Raw genomic sequence first — 21,685 nt, forward strand, 5'->3', positions numbered from 1 at the left:
ACATACACACACAACGGGGAGAGAGACACCACCATGACAAAGCGCTACGACTACGTCATCGTCGGCGGAGGATCTGCCGGCTCGGCGCTGGCCAACCGACTCAGCAGCGACGCGAGCACGACCGTGCTCGTCCTCGAGGCCGGTCGGGCCGACTTCATCGCCGATCCCTTGATCCACATGCCCGCCGCGCTGATGTTTCCGGCGGGCAACCCCCTCTACGACTGGGCCTACGAGAGCGAGCCGGAGCCCTACCTGGACGGCCGCCGCGTCAAGCACGCGCGAGGCAAGGTCCTCGGGGGCAGCTCGAGCATCAACGGCATGATCTTCCAGCGGGGCAATCCCGGTGACTACGACGCCTGGGCCTCCTTCGACGGGATGGACCAGTGGGACTACGCGCACTGCCTTCCCTACTTCAAGCGCATGGAGACCACGACGGCAGGCGCGGATGCATGGCGTGGTGGGGCCGGTCCCCTCAAGCTCGAGCGTGGCCCCGCCGAGAGCCCGCTCTTCCAGGCCTTCTTCGAGGCCACCACCCAGGCGGGCTTCGCGCGCACGGACGACGTCAACGGCTATCGACAAGAGGGCTTCGCCCCCTTCGACCGCAATGTCTACAAGGGCAGCCGGATGTCCGCCTCACGGGCGTACCTGCGTCCCATCCGAGACCGCAAGAACCTGCACATCACCACACTGGCGACCGTGACCGGTCTGCGGTGGCAGGGCAACCGCGTGACGGGCGTCGACTACGTCCGCGCCAACAAGCGCAAGCACTCCGTCGATGCCGGCGAGGTCATCCTCTGTGGTGGAGCCTTCAACTCCCCGCAGCTGCTCCAGCTCGCTGGTGTCGGCGACCCGGAGACGCTGCGCACCGCCGGGGTCACGCCGCACATCGAGCTGCCGGGCGTCGGCGAGAACCTGCAGGACCACCTGGAGGTCTACCTGCAGCACGTCAGCCTGCAGCCCGTGTCCATCGCTCCGTGGCTGAAGAAGTGGAAGGCGCCGTACATCGGGGCCGAGTGGCTCTTCCTCAACCGTGGTGTCGGTGCCTCCAACCACTTCGAGGGCGGTGGCTTCATCCGCACCAACGACGAGGTCGCCTACCCCAACCTGATGTTCCACTTCCTCCCGATCGCCGTGCGCTACGACGGCACCCCGTCTGAGGGCAAGCACGGCTACCAGGTGCACATCGGGCCGATGAACTCCGATGTGCGCGGCAGCCTGAGGATCAAGGATGCCGATCCCTTCAACAAGCCAGCGATCCGCTTCAACTACCTGTCCACCGAGAGGGATCGCCGCGAGTGGATCGAGGTCGTGCGCGCAGCGCGACACATCCTCGACCAGCCGGCCTTCGCCCCCTTCGACGGTGGTGAGACCTCGCCCGGTCCGAGCGTCCAGACCGACCAGGAGATCCTCGACTGGGTCGCCAAGGACGCCGAGACGGCCCTGCACCCCTCCTGCTCGGCCAAGATGGGCACCGACGCGATGTCGGTCGTCGATCCCGCCTCCATGCGGGTCCACGGGACAGAGGGTCTACGGGTCGTCGATGCGTCCGTCTTCCCGACCATCACCAACGGCAACATCTACGCGCCCGTGATGATGGTGGCGGAGAAGGCCGCCGATCTCATCGCCGGCAACACTCCGCTGGCCCCCGAGAGCCCGCCCCTGTACCGCGCTGGTCAGGGCATGCCGCTCTACCCGGAGGGTGACCCACGCAATGCTGCGTGGGACGCGCGGACCGACCTGCCGAGCGCGTCGCGCGTCCTGCGGGACGCCGAGGCGAAGGGGGCCGGCCGGTGAGCACCGACATCGACCCCCGCCAGGTCGACGAGCGTCCGGCGAGGCCGCGCGTCAAGGTCTCCGTCCTGCTCGTCTCCGGTGCTGTGACGATGATCGTCGCGGCGTGGGCCCTGATCGCGCCGGCGAGGGCCGAGGCGACTCTCGCTGACCTCGTCGGCTGGATCTCCAACTGGTTCGGGTGGTTCTACATCGCCCTCGCCACGATCGTCCTCGTCTTCGTCATCTACGTGGGGGTCCGGTACGCCAGAGTGCGCCTCGGGGACGACGAGGACCGGCCGGAGTTCTCCACCTTCGCCTGGGCGTCGATGCTCTTCGCAGCAGGCATCGGCACCGATGTGATGTTCTTCGCCGTCGCCGAGCCGGCGAGCCAGTACCTGGCTCCGCCGCAGGGACAGGGCGGGTCCGTCGAGGCAGCCCGCGAGGCCACCGTCTGGACGCTCTTCCACTACGGGATCACCGGCTGGGGCATGTACGCCCTCATGGGCGTTGCCCTGGGCTACTTCGCCCACCGCAAGAAGTTGCCGCTGGCCGTCCGCTCCGCGCTCTACCCGATCTTCGGCAAGCGCATCCGAGGTCCGATCGGTGACGCCGTCGACATCGCGACTGTGCTCGGCACGATCTTCGGTGTCGCGACGTCACTCGGCATCGGCGTCGTCATGCTCAACGTCGGTTTGGGCGTCATGTTCGATGTCCCGCAGGGCATCCCGGCCCAGGTCGCTCTCGTGGTCCTCGCGGTCGCGGTCGCTGCCACCTCGGCCACGACCGGTGTGGACCGGGGCATCCGCCTGCTCAGCCAGCTCAACGTGCTCCTCGCGATCCTCCTCGCGCTGTGGGTCCTCGTCACCGGAGACACGGCCTTCCTCCTGCGCGCCATCACGATGAATGTCGGTGACTTCGTCTCGATGTTCCCCGGGATGACCCTCGACACGATGGCCTTCGACCACCCGACGGAGTGGATGAGCCTGTGGACGCTCTTCTTCTGGGCGTGGTGGATCGCGTGGGCATCCTTCGTGGGCATGTTCCTCGCGCGCATCTCCAAGGGGCGCACCATCGGCCAGTTCATGCTCGGCACCCTGACGATCCCCTTCACCTACATCGTCATGTGGGTCTCGATCTTCGGCAACTCCGCGGTCAAGCAGATCGCCGACGGGGACAAGGCCTTCGGCGAGCTCGCGACCAGCGCCCCGGAGCAGGGCTTCTACAGCCTGCTCCAGCAGTACCCGGGTGCGTGGTTCCTGGTTGGTCTGGCGACCTTCGTCGGACTGCTCTTCTACGTGACGTCAGCCGACTCGGGTGCGCTCGTCATGGCCAACCTCAGCTCCGACCTGCCCGACAGCGAGACCGACGCCAGTCCTTGGCTGCGCATCGGGTGGGCTGCCGCGACAGGGGTGCTCACCATCGCGATGCTTCTGGTCGGGGGGATCGTGGCACTGCAGTACGCGACGATCGTCATGGGTCTCCCCTTCGCCGTCGTCATGGTCCTGGTCATGATCGGGCTGTACAAGGCACTCGAGGCCGAACGCACCCAGGTCAGTGCCGCACGCCTCTCGCTGACGAGCCATCTCGCTGGCCGGGAGAGCGGTCACCAGGGGTCGTGGCGCCGCCGCGTGGCCACCACCTTCGGGACCGTCAGCCTCAAGCGGGCCAACGAGCGACTCACCTCCGTGGTCGTACCGGCGCTCCACGAGGTGGCCGAGGCCATGGAGAGCGAGGGCCGTACGGCTCGCGTCGAGGTGGGCGACGGCGGTGCCACGGTGCCTGGTTCAGCCCGTCTCGTCGTGGGTAAGGGTCCGGCGCCCTTCACCTGGTCGGTGCGGGCCCACCGGGTGGCCGCACCCAGCTACGGCACCCGGATGATCGAAGCCGACGACCGCACGACCAGGCTCGAGGTGGCCCTGCCGACCGGCGGCGGCTACGACGTCTTCGGCTACAGCGCTGAAGAGGTCTGTCACGACGTCCTCGACCACTTCGAGAGGTGGTCCAGCGCAGAGGTGCTTGCTGAGCACCCCTGAGCGGTCAACGGGGTCGACTCCCGTCGAGCCGATGGCGCAGGCCCGTCCACTCACGTGGGCGGGCCCGTCCCCAGCCGGTGTCCGATCGCCAGAGTCGTGGCATCGTGGAGACCTCGCAATGAGGCGATCTCCAGGAGGACCCGAATGACCGCAGCCACTCTCCCTTCGTACACGTCAGGAACCTCCGAGCTACCCCTGCTGGGAGACACGATCGGGGCCAACCTCGAGCGCACCGTGGCGCTCCACGGCCAGCGTGAAGCTCTCGTTGATGTACCGAGCGGACGCCGGTGGACCTACAGCGAGCTGCTCGCTGACGTGGACTCCGTGGCCAAGGCACTGATGGCGAAGGGGGTGGCCGCTGGCGACCGCATCGGCATCTGGGCGCCCAACTGCCCCGAGTGGACGATCCTGCAGTACGCCACCGCGCGGATCGGCGCGATCCTCGTCAACGTCAACCCGGCCTACCGCACGCACGAGCTGACCTATGTGGTCAACCAGTCGGGGATGCGGATGCTCGTGAGCGCGGTGTCGCACAAGACCTCCGACTACCGCGCGATGGTGGAGGAAGCCCGCTCGGAGACTCCCGGCCTGAGCGAGGTCGTCTACGTCGGGGACCCGACGTGGGACGCGCTCGCCGCGGGCGACGCCTCCGTGACCGACGAGCAGCTCGCCGAGCGCGGCGCCTCCCTGACGCCCGACGACCCGATCAACATCCAGTACACGTCCGGCACCACGGGGTTCCCCAAGGGGGCGACGCTCAGCCACCACAACATCCTCAACAACGGCTACTTCGTCGGCGAGATGATCGACTACACCGAGGCGGACCGCATCTGCATCCCGGTGCCCTTCTACCACTGCTTCGGCATGGTCATGGGCAATCTCGCGGCCACCTCGCACGGGGCCTGCATGGTCATCCCGGCGCCGTCCTTCGACCCGGGTGCCACGCTGCGAGCGGTCGCGCAGGAGCGCTGCACTTCGCTCTACGGCGTCCCGACGATGTTCATCGCCGAGCTCGACCTTCCCGACTTCGCCGACCACGACCTGAGCACGCTGCGCACCGGCATCATGGCCGGCTCCATCTGCCCGGTCGAGGTGATGAAGCGCGTGGTGGCGCAGATGAACATGACCGAGGTCGCCATCAGCTATGGCATGACCGAGACCTCACCGGTGTCGACGATGACCCGCACCGATGACGACCTGGCCCGGCGCACCGAGACCGTCGGGCGCTCGATGCCGCACATCGAGTCCAAGGTCGTCGATCCGCTTTCGGGCGTCCCCCTCCCCCGCGGCGAGACCGGCGAGCTGTGCACCCGCGGCTACAGCGTGATGCTGGGTTACTGGGACCAGCCGGACAAGACCACGGAGGCGATCGATGCTGCCCGCTGGATGCACACCGGTGACCTGGCGACGATGGACGAGGACGGGTACGTCAACATCGTCGGTCGGATCAAGGACCTCGTCATCCGTGGCGGCGAAAACATCTACCCGCGCGAGGTCGAGGAGTTCCTCTACAGCCACCCCGACATCGCGGACGTCCAGGTCATCGGCGTCCCGGACGACAAGTACGGCGAAGAGCTCATGGCCTGGGTCGTGCTCCGCGAGGGCGCTGCGGCGCTGACCGCCGACGACGTGCGGGAGTTCGCGTCCGGCAAGCTCGCCCACTACAAGATCCCGAAGTACGTGCACGTCACGGACGCCTTCCCGATGACCGTCACCGGCAAGGTGCGCAAGATCGAGATGCGAGAGCAGGCCCAGCAGCTGCTCGGTTCGTGACCACATGACGAAGGGTGGTACCCCCGATCGGGAGTACCACCCTTCGTCATGTGGTCCAGCGGCTGGTCAGAGCTGCTGGGTGTCACCCTGCTGCGGAGCCTGTGTGGGCTGCGCCTCGGCCTTGGCCGAGAGGCGGTCCAGCTGACGGGCGGCCGCGTCGCGACCACCGAGGCCGAAGGCGAGGGCGGCTGCTGCCGCGCCACCGACGACGAGGGCACCGAAGCCGAGCTCGATGATCGAGTCCGCGATGCCCATGTACTTCAGGCCCATCGCGACGAAGAGCACGATCGTGGCGTACTTGACGATCGTCGCCCCGACACCGGACAGCATCTTCGCCAGCAGGTTGGCGACGAAGAAGCCGGCAGCGATGATCGCTGCACCGAAGATGACCTTGCCACCGAGGCTGAGGACCTCGCTGAGGAACCTCGTGATCTGCGGGAAGTTCAGCAACTGCGCTGCCATGACCGCGAAGAAGAGCACGATCGCGATCTGCGCCACCTTGGCGATGACCGGGACCACCTTGGTGCCGGCGGGCAGCACGTCCAGCTCGGCGAGCTGACGATCCACCCCGACACCGTCGAGGATCTGCTCGATGATGTCACCGGCGAACTTGGCGATGAAGATGCCCAGCGCCAGCATGAGGCCGGCCGCGATGATCAGCGGGATCGCGTCGAAGATCGACTGGAGCATCTGCTCCGCCGGACGGGAGATCGACTCGATGCCCAGGATCTGCAGGGCGGCGATGGTCACGACGATCATGATGAGCGCGTAGATGACGGTGGCGACCGTCTTGGGGATCGACGTGCCAGCACCCTGAGCACCGGCAGGCACGGCGCCGTAACCGGCGGGCGGCTGCGGCTGGCCCTGGTGCTGCGCGTGCGGCGCGGCGGGCTGGCCCGGGGGCGGCGGGGGCGGTCCGGCAGGGGCTGTTGCCGGAGCACCGGGGATCGAGCCGGCCTTGGAGCCAGCCGTCTTGAGCCACTTGTCGAAGGGCAGTGCGGCCAGGGCCGTCTGGACGAGCTGACGGACCACCTTGGCCAGCAGTGCACCGACGAAGAAGACGATGCCCGCGCCGATGAGGTTGGGCAGGAAGCCGAGGACCCCGTCGACCATGCCCTGGATGGGCGCGAGGACCTGGTTGAGACCCAGGACCTGGAGGATCGCGACGAGTCCGAGCATCCAGACGATGAGCGACCCGATGGAGCCGAGCGTCGTGCCGACGCTGGCACCGTCCGAGCCGGCCCGCTGGAGGGCGGGAACCTTGCTGGAGAGCTTGGTGAACAGCGACTTGACGATCATCGCCACCAACCACGTGACGACAAGGATGGCCAGGGCAGACAGGGCCTTGCCCAGCAACCCCGCCCACTCGATGTCGTTGAGGAAGTTCTGCGCTTGCATGATGTCCTCCCATTGACGTTCTGAAGTACTTCCTACCCTGCGACCGTAACGACCTTCGGCGCCGTGCGCCGGGTGAGGAAGTCACCGTTTCCCGATGGTTAGGGTGATCACATGCACTGGGACACAGGCGGAGGGAGTGGCTGAGCGGTGAACTGCCCACACTTCGACGCCGGCGAGTGCGGCTCATGCACCCTCATGGGAGTCCCCTATGCGACCCAGGTCGACGAGCTGGCCGCTGAGGTCGCTGACCGGTTGGCCGACCACGTGACCCACGAGCAGTGGTCCACTCCCCTGGTCGGTCCGGCGTCCGGCTTCCGCAACAAGGCCAAGCTCGCGGTCGGCGGGACGAAGGAGGCGCCGACCTTCGGCATCCTCGACGCCGACCTGAGGGGAGTACCCCTCCCCGAGTGCGGGCTGTACACACCGGCGCTCGCGGACGCGCTGGACAGCTTGCTGCCGGTAGTCGCGGAGTTGGGCCTGGCCCCCTTCGACGTCCCGGCTCGGCAGGGTGAGCTCAAGCACCTGATCGTCACCGGGTCACCCGACGGCGAGGTCATGGTGCGCTTCGTGCTGCGCTCGCCCGGCCAGCTGCCCCGTGTTCGGCGGGGGCTCGACGACCTGCATGCTGCCGTCCCCGGTCTGCGCGTGGTCTCGGTCAACATCCAGCCCGAGCACAAGGCGGTCCTGGAGGGTGAGGAGGAGATCGTCCTCACCGAGCACGAGACGCTGCCCATGCGGCTGGACGACATCACCCTGCACCTGCGTCCACGCAGCTTCTTCCAGACCAACACCTTCGTCGCCACCGGTCTGTACCGGCAGGCCCGCGGCTGGATCACCGAGATCGACCCGGCGAGCGTCCTCGACCTGTACTGCGGGGTGGGCGGGTTCGCACTCACCGCAGCACTGGCGCCCGGGCGCGACCGACGGGTCCACGGGGTGGAGGTGTCCGCCGACGCCGTCGCCAGCGCCCGACGCTCCGCGAGCGAGCTCGGCGTGGACGTCGACTTCGAGGCGGCAGACGCGAGAGGGCTGAGCGCCCTCGACCACGAGCTGGTGGTGCTCAACCCACCCCGGCGGGGCGTCGGCAGTGACCTGTGCGCGGCCATCGAGTCCGCCGCACCCGACCACCTCGTCTACTCCAGCTGCAATGCGGTGAGCCTCGCGCGCGACCTGTCCGAGCTCCCCGGCTACCGGGTGACCCGAGCCCGCTTCTTCGACATGTTTCCGCAGACGCGACACCACGAGGTCATGGTGCTGCTCGAGAGGACCTAGAGCACCCATCCATCGGTCTGCACGATCGCGGGGCGCTCCGGCTCCTGCGGTGCAACCGTCGAGGGGGTGTCGTCGCCGGGATCCGTGGCGGGCGGCGGCGTGGATGTCGGTGTCGTGGGCGACGGTGAGCTCGGCTCGGGGGTGGTTGGCTCAGGATCCGTGGGCTCGGGATCCGTGTCCGGTGCGCACTCTGCTCGAGGCGCCGTGCCACCCGGTGCCGGGCGCTCCGTCCCCAGGTCGTTGAAGACCTCCTCGAGCACGGACGGTCGGGCCGGCATGAGGGCGTCGACGCAGGTGCCGATCACCTGCGCGTAGGTCGCGGCATCATCCGGCGCGCTGCCGCTGAACCATGCGTGGACGGCGTAGCCGTCGCGGTGGGCGCGATCGACGAAGTCACGGTTGACCACCCGGATGCCGGAGTAGGTGATGGGCACCTGCAGCGCGACGACGCCCTCGGGCAGCGGAGTGCCCGACAGGTAGTAGCCGATCATCGCGTCCTGCCCCGCCGACATGTCGATGGCCGGGGCCAGCTCGTGGAAGCGCATCAAGGCATCGTCGGAGAAGGAGCCCACGATGAGGTCACGTCGGTCCGTGCCCTGCAGCCGCTCGCCGAGCACCTGCGCCGTGTCGAGGAAGGACTGCGGAGTCCCCGTGCCTTTGATCTCGATGTTGACCGGTGTGGCGGGGAAGCGCTCGAGGACATCTGAGAGCGAGGCGATGCCGAAGTCAGCTGGCTCGTGGCCGTCAACGACCACATCGCCGTGTCGCGCGCCGCGCAGGGGGTACGTCGCCGATGGGTCGTCGTGCACGGTGCTGCGGCCGGGGACGAACCAGTGGGCTGCGTCCATCGCCCGCTGCTGGTCCATCGTGTAGGAGTCGACGCGCCCCGTGTGGTCCGTCGAGTCATCGACCGTCGCGTCGTGGATGACCGCCAGGTCGTCGTCCGCAGTCACCTGCACGTCGAGTTCGAGCATGTCGGCGCCGAGGGACTCGGCTCGCTCGAAGGCGTACATGGTGTTCATCGGTGCCTCGTCCTCACCACCGGAGTGCGCCATGTCCATGACCCGTTGACCGAGCCACGGGTTGTCCGTGGCGGGCGCGGATGCGGCCGTGGTCGTGCCCACGGCGAGGAGGAGGGTGGACAACGAGGCGACGATGGCTGTGCGCACCCTCGTGACCCTAGCGAGTCAACGGGTTCCGCGACAGGGTGCGGGCCGGGCTCAGGAGGTGGAGGACCAGCCGACCATGGAGATCAGGAATCCGAAGTAGCAGCAGACGAAGAGCACCAGCCCGACGAAGTAGACCGTGCCGACGATCCCGGTGATCTTGCCGACCTTGGCGTGGTCCCGGTTGGTCCAGCCTGCCTCCGGGTGTGCGTCGATCTCCTCCAGCGCCTTGGCCCCGAGGACCCACGCGACGATGCCGACGCCCGGCACGAGCGTCAGGCCGACGATGCCCAGCACCATGGCTGCCGTGGCATTGCCGTGGCTGCGCTGGACGGGGAAGGGCGACGGGGGTGGGAGCTGAGGAGGCTGCGTCATGATGCGACCACGCTAGCTGGCGACGATGCTCAGGATCATCGCGCCCGACCACAGCACGAAGAGGCCGCCAAAGAAGAGGGTCCCGACCATCCCGAGGATCTTGCCGATCTTGGCGTGGTCCCGGTTGGCCCAGAACACACCCGGCTGGGCGTCCATGTCCCGCCCTGCCGTGTGGCCCATGTACCAGGCCACGGGGCAGGTGAAGACGCAGAGCATGAAGCCGATGAGCGCCAGCGTGAACGCGGTCGTGGCTCGGGGATGGCTGATCGGGGGTGTCCATGCATGAGGGTTCGGCGGTCCCCCGTATGGAGACGGCTGACCCGCGTACGGAGCGTGATACCCAGGAGGCGGAGGCTGGTATCCCGACGACGGAGGGAGGGGCGGCATGCTCATGATGCTGCTCAGCGTAGGCGGGCGAGGCAGAGACGCACATGGGGAGGACTGCCCTCCCGGCCACGGGTCGATACTGTCGTGACCGCGGTCACCCCCGCACCCCTCTCGACAGGAGTAGTTGATGCGCGCACTGGTCAAACCCCGACCGGGACCCGGCCTCGAGCTGGTCGATGTCCCCGAGCCACATGCCGGGGACGGCGAGGTGAGGATCCGGGTCCTCCGGGCAGGTCTCTGTGGCACCGACCTCCACCTGCACGGATGGGACGACTGGGCTGCCGGAGCGGTCCCGAGCACTCCACAGGTCATCGGTCACGAGTTCTACGGCGAGGTCGACGAGGCGGGTCCCGGCGTCACCTCCGTCGCCATCGGTGACCGGGTCTCCGGTGAGGGCCACCTCGTGTGCAGCAGCTGCCGCAACTGCCGCGCCGGGCGACGCCACCTGTGCATCAACACCATCGGCGTCGGGGTCAACCGCGACGGCGCCTTCGCCGACTACGTCGTCATCCCCGCGGACAACACCTGGGTGCATCACGACGACATCGGCCCGGACCTGGGTGCCGTCTTCGACCCGCTGGGCAATGCCGTCCACACGACGCTGTCCTTCCCCCTCGCGGGCGAGGACGTGGTCATCACCGGAGCCGGACCGATCGGCGTCATGGCCGCAGCCGTCGCACGCCACGTCGGAGCCCGCTACATCGCGGTCACCGACCTGTCCGACACCCGTCTCGAGCTGGCGCAAAGCGCCGGTGCCGACCTGCTCGTCAATGCCGGCCGGTCCAACCTCGGCGAGGCGATGCGTGAGCTGGGGATGAAGGAGGGCTTCGACGTCGGGCTCGAGATGTCAGGTGCTCCGCCGGCCGTGGCGGACATGCTCGACCACCTCAACCACGGCGGCCGCATCGCCATGCTGGGCCTGCCCAAGGACCCCTACTCGATCGACTGGGGCAAGGTCATCACCCACATGATCACCATCAAGGGCATCTACGGACGGGAGATGTACGACACCTGGTACACGATGAGCTCGATGCTCTCGACCTCGCCGGCGCTGCGCGAGGCGATCTCCGCGGTCATCACCCACCGATTTCCGGCGGAGCAATGGCAGGACGCCTTCACCACAGCCGCCTCGGGAGAGTGCGGCAAGGTCATCATGGACTGGAGCTGACGCATGTACACGATCAAGGACGACCTCACGGCCACCCTGCAGGAGATCCGCGACGCGGGCCTGTGGAAGGCCGAGCGAGAGCTCACCAGCCCCCAGCAGGCCCACATCACGACGACCAAGGCGCAGGCCATCAACTTCTGCGCCAACAACTACCTCGGGCTCGCCGACCACCCCGACGTCCGGGATGCTGCGTCGGCAGCCTTGCAGGAGTGGGGCTTCGGCATGGCGAGCGTGCGCTTCATCTGCGGCACCCAAGAGCTGCACACCCGTCTGGAGGCGAGCATCTCCGACTTCCTGCAGAGGGAGGAGACGATCCTCTACTCGAGCTGTTTCGACGCCAACGGCGGCGTCTTCGAGGTGCTCTTCGGCGAGGGTGACGCGATCATCTCCGACGCGCTCAACCACGCCTCGTTGATCGATGGCATCCGCCTGTCCAAGGCCTCCCGGTACCGCTACGCCAATGCCGACATGGACGATCTGCGCCTGCAGCTCGAGGCGGCCCAGGGGGCACGCCGCACCGTCATCGTCACCGACGGCGTCTTCTCGATGGACGGCTACCTCGCCCCCCTGGAGCAGATCTGCGACCTCGCCGAGGAGTACGGCGCCATGGTGCTCGTCGACGACTCGCACGCCGTGGGCTTCGTCGGCGACGGCGGGCGCGGCACACCCGAGGCGTGTGGCGTCATGGACCGCGTCGACCTCATCACGGGCACCCTCGGCAAGGCCCTGGGCGGTGCCAGCGGCGGCTACGTCACCGGTCCCGCCGAGGTGGTGGCACTGCTGCGGCAGCGGTCACGTCCGTACCTCTTCTCCAACGCGGTCGCTCCCGTCGTGGCAGCAGGCTCGCTCAAGGCGATCGAGATCGCTCGCGATGCCGATGACGGCCGCGCGGCCTTGCGGCGCAACACGTCGATGTTTCGCGAGCTGATGACCGAGGCCGGCTTCGACCTCCTGCCGGGCACCCACCCGATCACCCCCGTCATGTTTCCCGGGGAGGACGGTGCCCGTCAGGCCGCGCAGATCGCGGACGTGATGCTCGAGCACGGCGTCTACGTCATCGCCTTCAGCTATCCGGTGGTCCCCCAGGGCCAGGCCAGGATCCGGGTGCAGCTCTCTGCGGCCCACAGCGAGGAGGACGTGCGCACGTGTGTGCGGGCCTTCATCGCGGCGCGCTCCGAGGTCCTGGGCACGGACTGACGGCAGCGGTGGTCCGGCTCCTCACTCGAAGGGGGCCGGGTCGCCTGCTCCGTACCGCGCGATGACGGCCTCGCCCGAGGACAGGTCGACGACGGTCGTCGGCTCGGTGCTCACCTCACCGGCGTCGACGACGATGTCGACCTGGTGGTCGAGGGCCTCCTTGACGTCCCACCCGAAGGTCGGGGTCTGATCCTCCCCCGGCAGGATCAGGGTGGAGATGAGCATGGGGTCTCCGAGGCCGTCGAGCAGAGCCCGCGACAGCGGATGGCTGGGGATGCGCACACCCACCGTCTTCTTCTTCGCGTGGAGCAGCCGCTTGGGCACCTCCTTGGTCGCCGGGAGGATGAAGGTGTACGGCCCGGGAGTCGCGGACTTGATGGCCCGGAAGATCGAGTTGTCGATGAGGACGAGCTGTCCGAGCTGGGCGAAGTCCGCGCACAGCAGCGTGTAGTGGTGCTTGTCGTCCAGCTGGCGGATGTCGCGGATGCGGTCCTTGATCGCCTGGTCGTCCAGTCGCCCACCGAGGGCATAGCCGGAGTCGGTCGGGAAGGCGACGAGGTCGCCCTCTCGCACTCGCTCGACGACCTGGCCGACGGTGCGGGGCTGGGGATTGTCGGGGTGGACTTCGACGAAGGTGGCCATGGCGCCACCCTAGGACCCTCAGGCCGCTGTGCCCAGCTCCTGCGACAACTGTGCCGCCAACCTCTTGGCGGTCCGGCCCACGCCGATGAGGGTCGCGGACGCTGGACCCGTCCAGTCGCCGTACCCCACGAAGGACACCCGCGGATCCCTCACCGCCCGGTTGTCCACGACCTCCGGGTGGCCGTCGGAGGTGCGCAGCCGCAGCGACCGCAGGTGGCGCAGCGCCGGGCGGTACCCGGTGCACCAGATGATCGCGTCGAGTTCGAGCAGGTCGCGGCCGATGACGGCTCCGTCGGGGACGATCCGGTCGAACATCGCCCGGACCCGAAGGGCACCCTGGGCCCGGGCCTCGCGCACCCGGGGCAAGGCGACGATGTTGCCGACGAACTCCGCCTCCATCGTCTCGGGGTCCACGGCGTGCTGCCGGGCGGTGGCCCGGTCGAAGAGGTGCCTCCCGTCGACGTCGTCAGGGAGGAAACGCAGCCGTCGGGCCGAGACCAGCGAGACGCGCTCTGCGGTACCAAGGAGGTCTGCGGTGATCTGGACCCCGGAGTTGCCGCCGCCCACGACGGCGACTCGCTGGCCGGCGAAGTCTGCGGGACCGCGGTAGTGGGCACTGTGCAGCTGGCGACCGGCGAAGCTGGCCTGTCCTTCGACGAGGGGTACGAAGGGTGCCGACCACGTGCCGGTGGCACTGACCACATGTCTCGCGCGCACGTCGCCACGATCGGTGACCACCGTGAGCCCATCGGGCGCCGCGCGCACATCGCGGACGGTCACGGGACGCTCCACCGCCAGGTCGTAGTGCTCCTCGTAGGCGCGCAGGTAGGCGATCACATGATCGACGGGCGGGAAGGTGTCCGGGTGAGGTGGCATGGGCCACCCGTGGAGCGAGGAGTACGCCGCCGGCGAGAAGAGACGAAGGGAGGGCCAGGTCGCCTGCCAAGCGCCACCCGGCTCGCGCTGCTCGTCGAGGACGACGTGCTCGATGCCGAGCCGCCGCAGGTGATAGGCAGTCACGAGCCCCGCCTGACCACCCCCGACGATCGCGACGTCGACGTCACGGCGCATACAGGCTCAGGCGTCCTCTGCGGTCATCTCGACCGGTGTCCCGATCTGCACGGTGCGCGAGACGGTGCACAGGCGATCGCGCGACTGGGCCACCGATCGCGGGAAGGCGGCGCGAGCTGCGTCGCCCCCTTCGCCCTCGGGGAAGCCGATCCGGAAGGTGACCTCGAGGTCGGTCATGTGGTTGCCGTCCTCCGGCGTCGAGGCCTTGGTCCCCTCGGCGACGACGACGAAGGAGTCCGGCTCGGCCCGACGGGAGGTGATGTGGTCCACGTCGACCGAGCTGCACCCGGCCAGCGCCGCGAGCAGGAGCTCGACCGGGGTGAAGTCGTCGGTCGAGCCGTCGCCGATGGTGATCGTGCCACCGCGCGCATTGCGCAGCTCGTAGCTGCCCAGAGCCAGCCGCGTCAGCTCCACGCTGCGGTGCCCGGGCCCGGTGCCGCCCGTCGTCTCGTCGCTCGTCATGCCTACCTCCAGATTGGGGTGAGGGTCCCTCTGCGAACACTCGGTCCGATCCTCGCAGACCGTGCCCGACTAGTCTCAACGCATGCCTGTGATCCCCTCCGGACGACTCATCCTCCTTCGCCACGGTGAGACGCAGTGGAGCCGCGATGGTCTCCACACCGGGCTGACCGACCTGCCGCTGACCGATGTCGGGCGGTCCCAGGCACGGGCATCCGGGCAGCGCCTGGTGGAGCTGGGGATCGACCCGGTGCACGTGCTCTCCTCGGACCTGCAGCGCGCACGGGACACGGCCGAGCTCGCCGGGCTGAGCGCGCAAGTCGACCCGGAGCTGCACGAGTGGGACTACGGCGGGTACGAAGGGCGCTCCACCGCGCAGATCCGTGAGTCCACCGGTACCGACTGGGATGTCTTCGGCGACGGCGTCGTCGCCGGGGAGACACCCGGCGAGACCGTCGTGGAGGTGGCGGCACGAGCCTCACGGGTGCTCATGCGGGTCCGGCCCCATCTCGATCAGGGGGACGTCGTCCTCGTCGGGCACGGGCACACCTCTCGCATCCTCGCGACGGTGTGGCTGAGGACCTCACCTCGGCTGGCTGCGCAGCTCACCTTCGACGCGGCGCACCTGTCGGTGCTGGGTCACCACCGCGAGGACCCGTGCATCATCAGCTGGAACTGCTGAGGCCGCTCAAGGCAGCGGCCACGTGTGCACGGGGTCGTTGCGGTGCATGTGCTCCGAATACAGCCGAGTCATCTCGGCCAGCGCCGCAGAGCGGTCGAGCCCGCCCTCCTCGAGCCGCCGGACACACTCGGTCTGCCACACCGCGCCATTGACACCGCTCGTGCACCGGCCCTCGATGACGTTGAGATACCGCGTGATGACTGCGTCCGAGACGCCCCAGTCCTCCAGACCCCGGCGGGCCAGCGGGAGCAGGTGGCGCACGGTCAGCTCATCGGCACCGAGCTCGCCGAGCCCCGGCCAGTACAAGCGGGCGTTGATGCCGTCGCGGGCGGCCGCCTCGAAGTTGGCCTGCGCCGCGGGGAAGGACATCTGCGTCCAGATCGGGCGGTCCTCGTTGGCGAGGGTGCGCACGCAGCCGTAGTAGAAGGCGGCATTGGCCAAGGTGTCGATGATCGTGGGCCCCGCGGGGAGCACCCGATTTTCAACCCGGACGTGCGGGCGACCGTTGCCCGGGTCGTAGATGGGCCGATTCCAGCGGTACACGGTGCCGTTGTGCAGGTTGAGCTCGCCGAGCTCGGGGGTGCCACCGGCGCCGAGCACCGCGACGGGGTCCTCCTCGGTGGTCTCTGCAAGGAGTGCCGGGAAGTAGCGCACGTTTTCTTCGAAGAGGTCGAAAATCGAGGTGATCCACCGCTCGCCGAAGAAGACCCGAGGCCGCACGCCCTGGTTCTTCAGCTCGATCGGGCGCGTGTCGGTCGCCTGGGAGAAGAGTGCGATCCGCGTCTCGGCGTGCAGCCGCCGCCCGAAGAAGAAGGGCGAGTTGGCGGCGAGCGCGATCTGCGGGGCGGAGATGATCTGTGCGGCATTCCAGTGGTCGGCGAACTGGCCGGGTCCGACCTGGAGATGGAGCTGGACCGAGGTGCACGCCGACTCGGGTGCGATCGAGTCGGCGAAGGTGTGCAGCCGCTCCCCCGTCGGCCCCTCGATGTCGATGACGATGTCCTCGCCCCGGGCGACGAAGATCGAGTCGTTGAGTGCCGTGTACCGGTTGTTGGCGCTGATCCACTCCCCTTGGAAGTGCTCAGGGCGGATCGTCGGCAGGATCCCGATCTGCAGGATGCTCGCGCCCGCTTCGCGCGCCTTGCCCTCGGCGCGGTTGAGGGAGGTGCGCAGACTCTCCTCGAGCTGGAGCGCGGAGTCGCCCGGCAGCGGACGCGGTGCGACGTTGAGCTCGATGTTGAACTGCGCGAGCTCGGTCTGGTACTCGGCGTCGGCGATGGCCTCGAGCACCTCGTCGTTGACGAAGGCGGGCTGCTGGTCCTCGTCGATGAGGTTGAGCTCGATCTCCAGACCGGTCAGCGGCACATCGTCGTCGAAGGCCCTCTCACTGAGCATGCGCTCGAAGACGTCGAGGTTCTGGCGGACCTTTTCGCGGTAGCGCTGGCGTTCCTCGCGCGAGTAGCTCTGCGCAGTGACTTCCTTGCCCATGTCTCCACCTCTTGCCGAGCGGCTGGTGACGACGAATCTACCCACGGTGCGGGCCCGTGACGAGGATCAGACCACGGTCTGATGCGCGCAGCGCTGACCCCGACTTCGCCCCCGGCCCCCTTCGCCCGGGTGAAGGGCTGGTTGCGCAGGCACCGAGCTCTCGTCGACGCGGTCCTCGTGCTCGGGCTGTGGGTGCTCTTCGCTCTCGTCGCGGCGGGCCACGTCCTGCAGCTCCTCGCGACCAGCCGTCCGCTGCCCCCGAATCTCCTCGCCGTGGAGTGTTCGGGTCACGATCAGGTGGGACGGTGCGGGGAGCCGTCCCACCCCTTCGTCGTGCGAAGGGGGTGTCGCACCGTCGCGTTGTCAGCGTCCCCTCATAGCGTGGGGTGCATGAAGTTGATCCACACCTCCGACTGGCACCTGGGCCGCTCCTTCCACGGGGTGGGGCTGCTGGATGCGCAGGCGGAGTACGTGGATCACCTGGTGCAGACGGTGCGCGAGGAGGCAGTCGACGCGGTGCTCGTCTCGGGCGATGTCTACGACCGGGCGCTACCTCCTCCCGACGCCGTCCGCCTGCTCTCCGAGGCGGCGACACGACTCATCGACGCCGGAGCCCAGGTGATCCTCTCCAGCGGCAACCATGACTCGGCCATCCGGCTGGGCTTCGCGTCGGACCTGCTCTCGCGTGCCGGGCTGCACATCAGGTCCGACGCCCGGACCATCGGCCAGCCCGTCGTCATCGACGACACGGCGATCTACCCGATCCCCTACCTCGAGCCGGCCTCGACCTCGGTCACCGACGCCCTGGACGTCACCGAGCGCTCCCACACGGCCGTCCTCGGTGCGGCGATGGAGCGTGTCCGGGTCGACGCGGCTGGACGGGGTCCGCGCACCGTGGTCATGGCCCACTGCTTCGCCAGCGGGAGCACCGCCAGCGACTCCGAGCGAGACATCACGACCGGCGGAGTGGCGATGGTTCCGGCCAGCACCTTCGACGGCGTGGCCTACACGGCGCTGGGTCATCTGCACCGTCCTCAGCGGGTGAGCGGGACCGTGCGCTACAGCGGCTCCCCCGTGGCGATGTCCTTCAGCGAGACGGCCCACACCAAGGGCTCCTTGCTGCTGACCCTCGAGCCCGACGGCAGGGTCCACACCGAGCAGGTGGCCGCTCCGGTCCACCGCGAGCTGGCCGTCCTGCGGGGCGACCTCGACGACGTCCTCGGCGGCCGCGAGCACGCCGGCGCCGAGTCGAGCTGGGTCCAGATCACGCTGACCGACCCTGTCAGGCCCATCGGTGCGCTCGAGCGACTCCGTGCCCGTTTCCCCCACCTGCTCCAGCTGCGGTTCGAGCCGACCGGCATGGTGCGGCCGGTGCGCAGCTACGCCTCACGGGTCGACCGACGTGAGCCGCTCGAGGTCTGCTGCGACTTCGTCAGCGATGTGCGCCACGGCGCCGAGGTCGACGAGGCCGAGCACGAGCTGCTGCGCAGCGCGCTCGAGGCCGGTCGGCGGGAGCAGGACCGCGCCGAGGACCGCGGGCGCACCCGGCGCCGGGGTGCTGCATGAGGCTGCACCGGCTGACGGCCACCGCCTTCGGCCCCTTCGGGGGGACCATAGACCTCGATCTGGAGGAGATCAGCTCCGCAGGTCTCTTCCTCATCCACGGCGCGACGGGTTCGGGCAAGACGAGCCTGCTCGACGCGATCTGCTTCGCCCTCTATGCCAATGTCCCAGGAGAGCGCCTGTCCACCAGCCTGCGCAGCCAGCACGCCGCGGAGTCGGCACCGACCCGCGTCGAGCTCGAGCTGACCCTGGCAGCCCGTCGACTGCGCATCCGCCGTCACCCGGCACACGACCGCCCCAAGAAGCGAGGCACGGGGACCACGACGGAGCCCGCGGGCGTCCAGCTCGAGGAGCTCATCGGGCACTCCTGGACCACGGTGAGTACCCGCATCGACGAGAGCGCGCAGATCCTGGACGACCTCCTGGGCATGGGACTGGACCAGTTCAGGCGGGTCGTGATGCTCCCCCAGGGTGACTTCTCGGCCTTCCTCCGGGCCAGCGACGAGGAGCGCCGTGAGGTCCTCGAGCGACTCTTCGACATCACGGAGTACACCGGCATCGAGGCGCACCTGGTCGAGCGTCGACAGCGGATCGAGAGCTCGCTCAAGGAGTCGCGGACCCGCTTGGGCAGCCACGTGGCCCATCTCGTCGAGCTGCTCTCCTCGGTGGACCTCGCGCTGCCGGAGCCGGACCTCCAGTGGTCGCAGCTCGCCCCCGCGCCCCTCATCCTCGCCCTGGAGGGCATCGCCGCCGTCTTCGACGCCCATGCGACCGAGGTGATGACCCGGGTCGACGAGGCCCAGCAGGCCGATGGCCGAGCGGCCTCCGCACTGACGCAGGCCCGTCGCGTCATCGACCTGCGCACCCGCGGGACGGTGGCGCGCCAAGCACTGGCGACGCTCGAGGAGGCGACGCCACAGCACGAGGCGCGACGGGCGACCCTGGGGCGGGCTCAGTCCGCGGCAGAGGTCCTCCCCCTGATCGAGGCCCACACCCGGTCAGCGACTGCCCACGCTGCTGCCGTCGCCGAGCGGGCCGACATCCTCGCCGCGCTGCCTGCGCCGCTGCGTGAGATCGAGCCCGACGAGTGGGTGGCGACGGCTCGGGAGCACGATGTACTGCTCACCCGGTCCCAGCACGACGCTGAGGCCCTGACCCGGCTGGGATCCGAGTCTCGTGGAGTCGCCCAGCAGATCACCGAGCAGGTCGAGCTCCTCGAGGGTGCGCAGCACGCCGCCCTCTCCGCTGGTCAGCAGGCGCAGCAGGCAGCCCTGCAGCAGATCGAGATCGACCGTTCCCGAGCCCGGCTGGACGAGCTGACGCCCAGACTGCGCACCCTCACCCAGGTCATCGAGTCGCGTACCCGACTGCGTCATGCCGCCATCGAGGTGCACGAGGCGACCGACTCCGCACAGTCGCTGCGCGAGCGCGTCCAGGATCTGCGCGCGGCAGTCCAGGATCTCGTGACAGCGCGTCTGGACAACATGGCCGGTGAGCTTGCCGCACAGCTGCACGACGGTGACGCCTGCGCGGTGTGCGGGTCCACGGAGCACCCCCAACCGGCACGAGCCGCCCGTGTGGTCACGCCCGAGGAGATCGGCGCGGCCGAGCAGGCGGCATCGGCAATGGCCTCGGAGTACGAGCGTGCCGCACAGGCGCGTGCAGAGGCCACCTCCCGGCTCGACGTCGTGCGTGCTGAGATCGCCCAGCTGCTCGACGAGCACATGACCGAGGACCCCGAGGGACCAGCCGCGCCCGACGCTGCCGCGGCGGTCGACGACGAGACGGTGTCCGCGCGCGAGGTGGTGCAGCACGCGGCTCTCACGCAGGAGCAGGCGGATCTCTCCCGGGTGACGGCTCGAGCCGATGAGGTCGCCCGTCACGTCACGGCACGCGCCGCAGCCGTCGAGCAGACCGAGGAGGCTGTCCGCGCCATCGAGGCGAGACTCACCGCCCTGCGCGCCCGTGACGAGCAGCTCGGCGACCATCGGGCCACCACCCTCGAGCGGCTCCGTGGGCTGCTGGGTGAGCACGCAGCCGGCTGTCCATGCATGGAGCTCCTCGGCTCCCCTGACGAGGCGCTGTCCCAGAGCGGGCTGACCGATCCGGATGCTGACGATGCCTCCGACACGGTGTCCCGTGCGCTGACGGCCACCACGCGTCACCACCATGAGGTTGTCGCGCTCGTCGAGCGACTTGTCACCGCCACGAGTCAGGTGACCCGCGCGACCTCGACTCGTGACGAGGCGGCGTCCCTGCTCGAGACGGCATTGTGCGGGCACGACTTCGCCGACGTCGAGTCCGTCCTGGCCGCCGCACGGACCCGACGCGAGGTCACCGATCTCCAGGCGCAGGTCGAGGACCACCAACGTCGTCTGAGCGCCGCCACGGCCGTCCTCGAGGAGGACGATGTCGTCACGGCCCTCACCGAAGAAGCCCCGGATGTCGAGGCCTTGACCGCAGCGGCCCGGTCGGCGCGGACCCGGGCCGACGAGGCGGGGCAGCGGCAGGCGACGGCTGCGGCCACCCAGCGACAGTTCGCTGGCATCGCCGGTCACATCCGGGTCGAGTGCGCCACTCTCGGACCGGCGGCCGAGGAGGCCGCAGTGGTGCGACGGATGGCCGACCTGGTCACCGGCACGAGTAGCGACAACGACAAGCGGATGCGGCTGTCGACCTATGTCCTCGCTGCTCGCCTGGAGCGGATCGTCGAGCTGGCCAATGACCGGCTGGCCGTCATGGCCGATGGACGCTACGAGCTCGCCCACGATGACTCGTCAGCACGCGGACAACGCCGCGGCGGCCTCGGCCTCTTGGTGCAGGACCTGTGGACCGGTCGATGTCGCCCCACGACCACGCTCTCGGGTGGAGAGTCCTTCACCGCCTCGCTCGCGCTGGCGCTCGGCCTGGCAGACGCGATCCGAGAGGAGTCCGGAGGCCAGGAGTTCGGCACGCTCTTCGTCGACGAGGGCTTCGGCAGCCTGGACCAGGACAGCCTCGAGCAGGTGCTCGATGTGCTCGACCGGTTGCGTGATGGCGGCCGAGCAGTCGGTGTCGTCAGCCACGTCGCCGAGATGCGCACCCGGATCACCACGCGGGTGCGCATCGACAAGAGCCAGCACGGGTCGACGGTCCATGTCGAAGGCGCCGCCGGCCCTGAGACCGACGTGGCCTGAGCTCCGCCCTTCTCCGCTCGACAAGAGATCCGCCCCTCCGCACGAGGATGAACTCGTGCGAA

Annotated in this window: 17 protein-coding genes; 9 read left to right on the top strand and 8 right to left on the bottom strand. The window is 68.9% G+C overall.

The window, feature by feature from the left end; all coding sequences use genetic code 11:
- Positions 1 to 33: 33 nt before the first annotated feature.
- From betA to JLI01S_RS01250, 3 genes are all read left to right on the top strand, one after another.
- Entirely contained in the window at positions 34 to 1,794 is a 1,761-nt protein-coding gene (gene betA / locus JLI01S_RS01240) for a choline dehydrogenase (protein ID WP_068258762.1), read from the top strand.
- Complete coding sequence (gene betT / locus JLI01S_RS01245; protein WP_068258882.1) at positions 1,791 to 3,806, top strand: choline BCCT transporter BetT; 2,016 nt, start codon at positions 1,791 to 1,793, stop codon at positions 3,804 to 3,806. Before betA ends, betT begins: the two co-directional genes overlap by 4 nt.
- A gap of 144 nt (positions 3,807 to 3,950) precedes the next feature.
- Complete coding sequence (locus JLI01S_RS01250; RefSeq protein WP_068258764.1) at positions 3,951 to 5,579, top strand: AMP-binding protein; 1,629 nt, start codon at positions 3,951 to 3,953, stop codon at positions 5,577 to 5,579.
- Between the two features lie 66 nt (positions 5,580 to 5,645).
- On the opposite strand, the gene JLI01S_RS01255 is transcribed toward JLI01S_RS01250, so the two are convergent.
- Positions 5,646 to 6,977, bottom strand: a complete 1,332-nt coding sequence (locus JLI01S_RS01255; protein WP_068258766.1) for a mechanosensitive ion channel — start codon at positions 6,975 to 6,977, stop codon at positions 5,646 to 5,648.
- Positions 6,978 to 7,124: 147 nt separating this feature from the next.
- On the opposite strand from JLI01S_RS01255, the gene JLI01S_RS01260 reads away from it, so the two are divergent.
- A complete protein-coding gene (locus tag JLI01S_RS01260; RefSeq protein ID WP_068258769.1) occupies positions 7,125 to 8,249 on the top strand; it encodes a methyltransferase domain-containing protein in 1,125 nt (374 codons plus the stop codon).
- On the opposite strand, the gene JLI01S_RS01265 is transcribed toward JLI01S_RS01260, so the two are convergent.
- From JLI01S_RS01265 to JLI01S_RS01275, 3 genes are read right to left on the bottom strand one after another with little or no spacing between them, the layout of a single operon-like run.
- Positions 8,246 to 9,418 (bottom strand): glycerophosphodiester phosphodiesterase family protein, encoded by a 1,173-nt coding sequence (locus JLI01S_RS01265; protein WP_084349092.1) that lies wholly within the window; start codon positions 9,416 to 9,418, stop codon positions 8,246 to 8,248. The two genes, JLI01S_RS01260 and JLI01S_RS01265, sit on opposite strands and share 4 nt — an antisense overlap.
- 51 nt (positions 9,419 to 9,469) lie before the next feature.
- Positions 9,470 to 9,790: a DUF4190 domain-containing protein gene (locus JLI01S_RS01270; protein WP_068258771.1), complete on the bottom strand. Its 321-nt coding sequence runs from the start codon at positions 9,788 to 9,790 to the stop codon at positions 9,470 to 9,472.
- 12 nt (positions 9,791 to 9,802) lie between these two features.
- Complete coding sequence (locus JLI01S_RS01275) at positions 9,803 to 10,006, bottom strand: hypothetical protein (RefSeq protein ID WP_068258773.1); 204 nt, start codon at positions 10,004 to 10,006, stop codon at positions 9,803 to 9,805.
- Between the two features lie 298 nt (positions 10,007 to 10,304).
- Between JLI01S_RS01275 and tdh the strand changes: the two genes are divergently transcribed.
- Positions 10,305 to 11,345, top strand: a complete 1,041-nt coding sequence (gene tdh, locus JLI01S_RS01280) for an L-threonine 3-dehydrogenase (RefSeq protein WP_068258775.1) — start codon at positions 10,305 to 10,307, stop codon at positions 11,343 to 11,345.
- A 3-nt stretch (positions 11,346 to 11,348) separates the two neighbouring features.
- A complete protein-coding gene (locus JLI01S_RS01285) occupies positions 11,349 to 12,542 on the top strand; it encodes a glycine C-acetyltransferase (protein WP_068258777.1) in 1,194 nt (397 codons plus the stop codon).
- A gap of 21 nt (positions 12,543 to 12,563) precedes the next feature.
- Here JLI01S_RS01285 and JLI01S_RS01290 read toward each other — a convergent pair whose 3' ends face one another.
- The 3 genes from JLI01S_RS01290 to JLI01S_RS01300 are packed head-to-tail and all read right to left on the bottom strand — an operon-like array spanning position 12,564 to position 14,717.
- A complete protein-coding gene (locus JLI01S_RS01290) occupies positions 12,564 to 13,184 on the bottom strand; it encodes an L-threonylcarbamoyladenylate synthase (RefSeq protein WP_068258780.1) in 621 nt (206 codons plus the stop codon).
- Between the two features lie 18 nt (positions 13,185 to 13,202).
- Positions 13,203 to 14,255: an ArsO family NAD(P)H-dependent flavin-containing monooxygenase gene (locus JLI01S_RS01295; RefSeq protein ID WP_068258782.1), complete on the bottom strand. Its 1,053-nt coding sequence runs from the start codon at positions 14,253 to 14,255 to the stop codon at positions 13,203 to 13,205.
- Positions 14,256 to 14,261: 6 nt separating this feature from the next.
- Positions 14,262 to 14,717, bottom strand: a complete 456-nt coding sequence (locus JLI01S_RS01300; RefSeq protein WP_068258784.1) for an OsmC family protein — start codon at positions 14,715 to 14,717, stop codon at positions 14,262 to 14,264.
- Between the two features lie 82 nt (positions 14,718 to 14,799).
- Between JLI01S_RS01300 and JLI01S_RS01305 the strand changes: the two genes are divergently transcribed.
- On the top strand, positions 14,800 to 15,396 hold the full coding sequence (locus tag JLI01S_RS01305) for a histidine phosphatase family protein (protein ID WP_068258786.1): 597 nt from the start codon (positions 14,800 to 14,802) through the stop codon (positions 15,394 to 15,396).
- A gap of 6 nt (positions 15,397 to 15,402) precedes the next feature.
- Here the strand turns inward: JLI01S_RS01305 and JLI01S_RS01310 are convergent, their stop codons facing one another.
- Positions 15,403 to 16,884 carry a glutamate-cysteine ligase family protein gene (locus JLI01S_RS01310; protein ID WP_068258788.1) on the bottom strand — a complete coding sequence of 494 codons (1,482 nt, stop codon included), beginning with the start codon at positions 16,882 to 16,884 and terminating at the stop codon, positions 15,403 to 15,405.
- Between the two features lie 390 nt (positions 16,885 to 17,274).
- Here JLI01S_RS01310 and JLI01S_RS01320 point away from each other — a divergent pair, with 390 nt between their 5' ends.
- Together JLI01S_RS01320 and JLI01S_RS01325 are read left to right on the top strand one after the other, a co-directional pair.
- A complete protein-coding gene (locus JLI01S_RS01320) occupies positions 17,275 to 18,450 on the top strand; it encodes an exonuclease SbcCD subunit D (protein WP_068258792.1) in 1,176 nt (391 codons plus the stop codon).
- On the top strand, positions 18,447 to 21,623 hold the full coding sequence (locus tag JLI01S_RS01325) for an AAA family ATPase (protein WP_068258794.1): 3,177 nt from the start codon (positions 18,447 to 18,449) through the stop codon (positions 21,621 to 21,623). The genes JLI01S_RS01320 and JLI01S_RS01325 overlap by 4 nt, the downstream gene beginning before the upstream one ends.
- Positions 21,624 to 21,685: the final 62 nt, after the last annotated feature.

Source organism: Janibacter limosus NBRC 16128, from assembly GCF_001570985.1.
GTDB lineage: Bacteria > Actinomycetota > Actinomycetes > Actinomycetales > Dermatophilaceae > Janibacter > Janibacter limosus.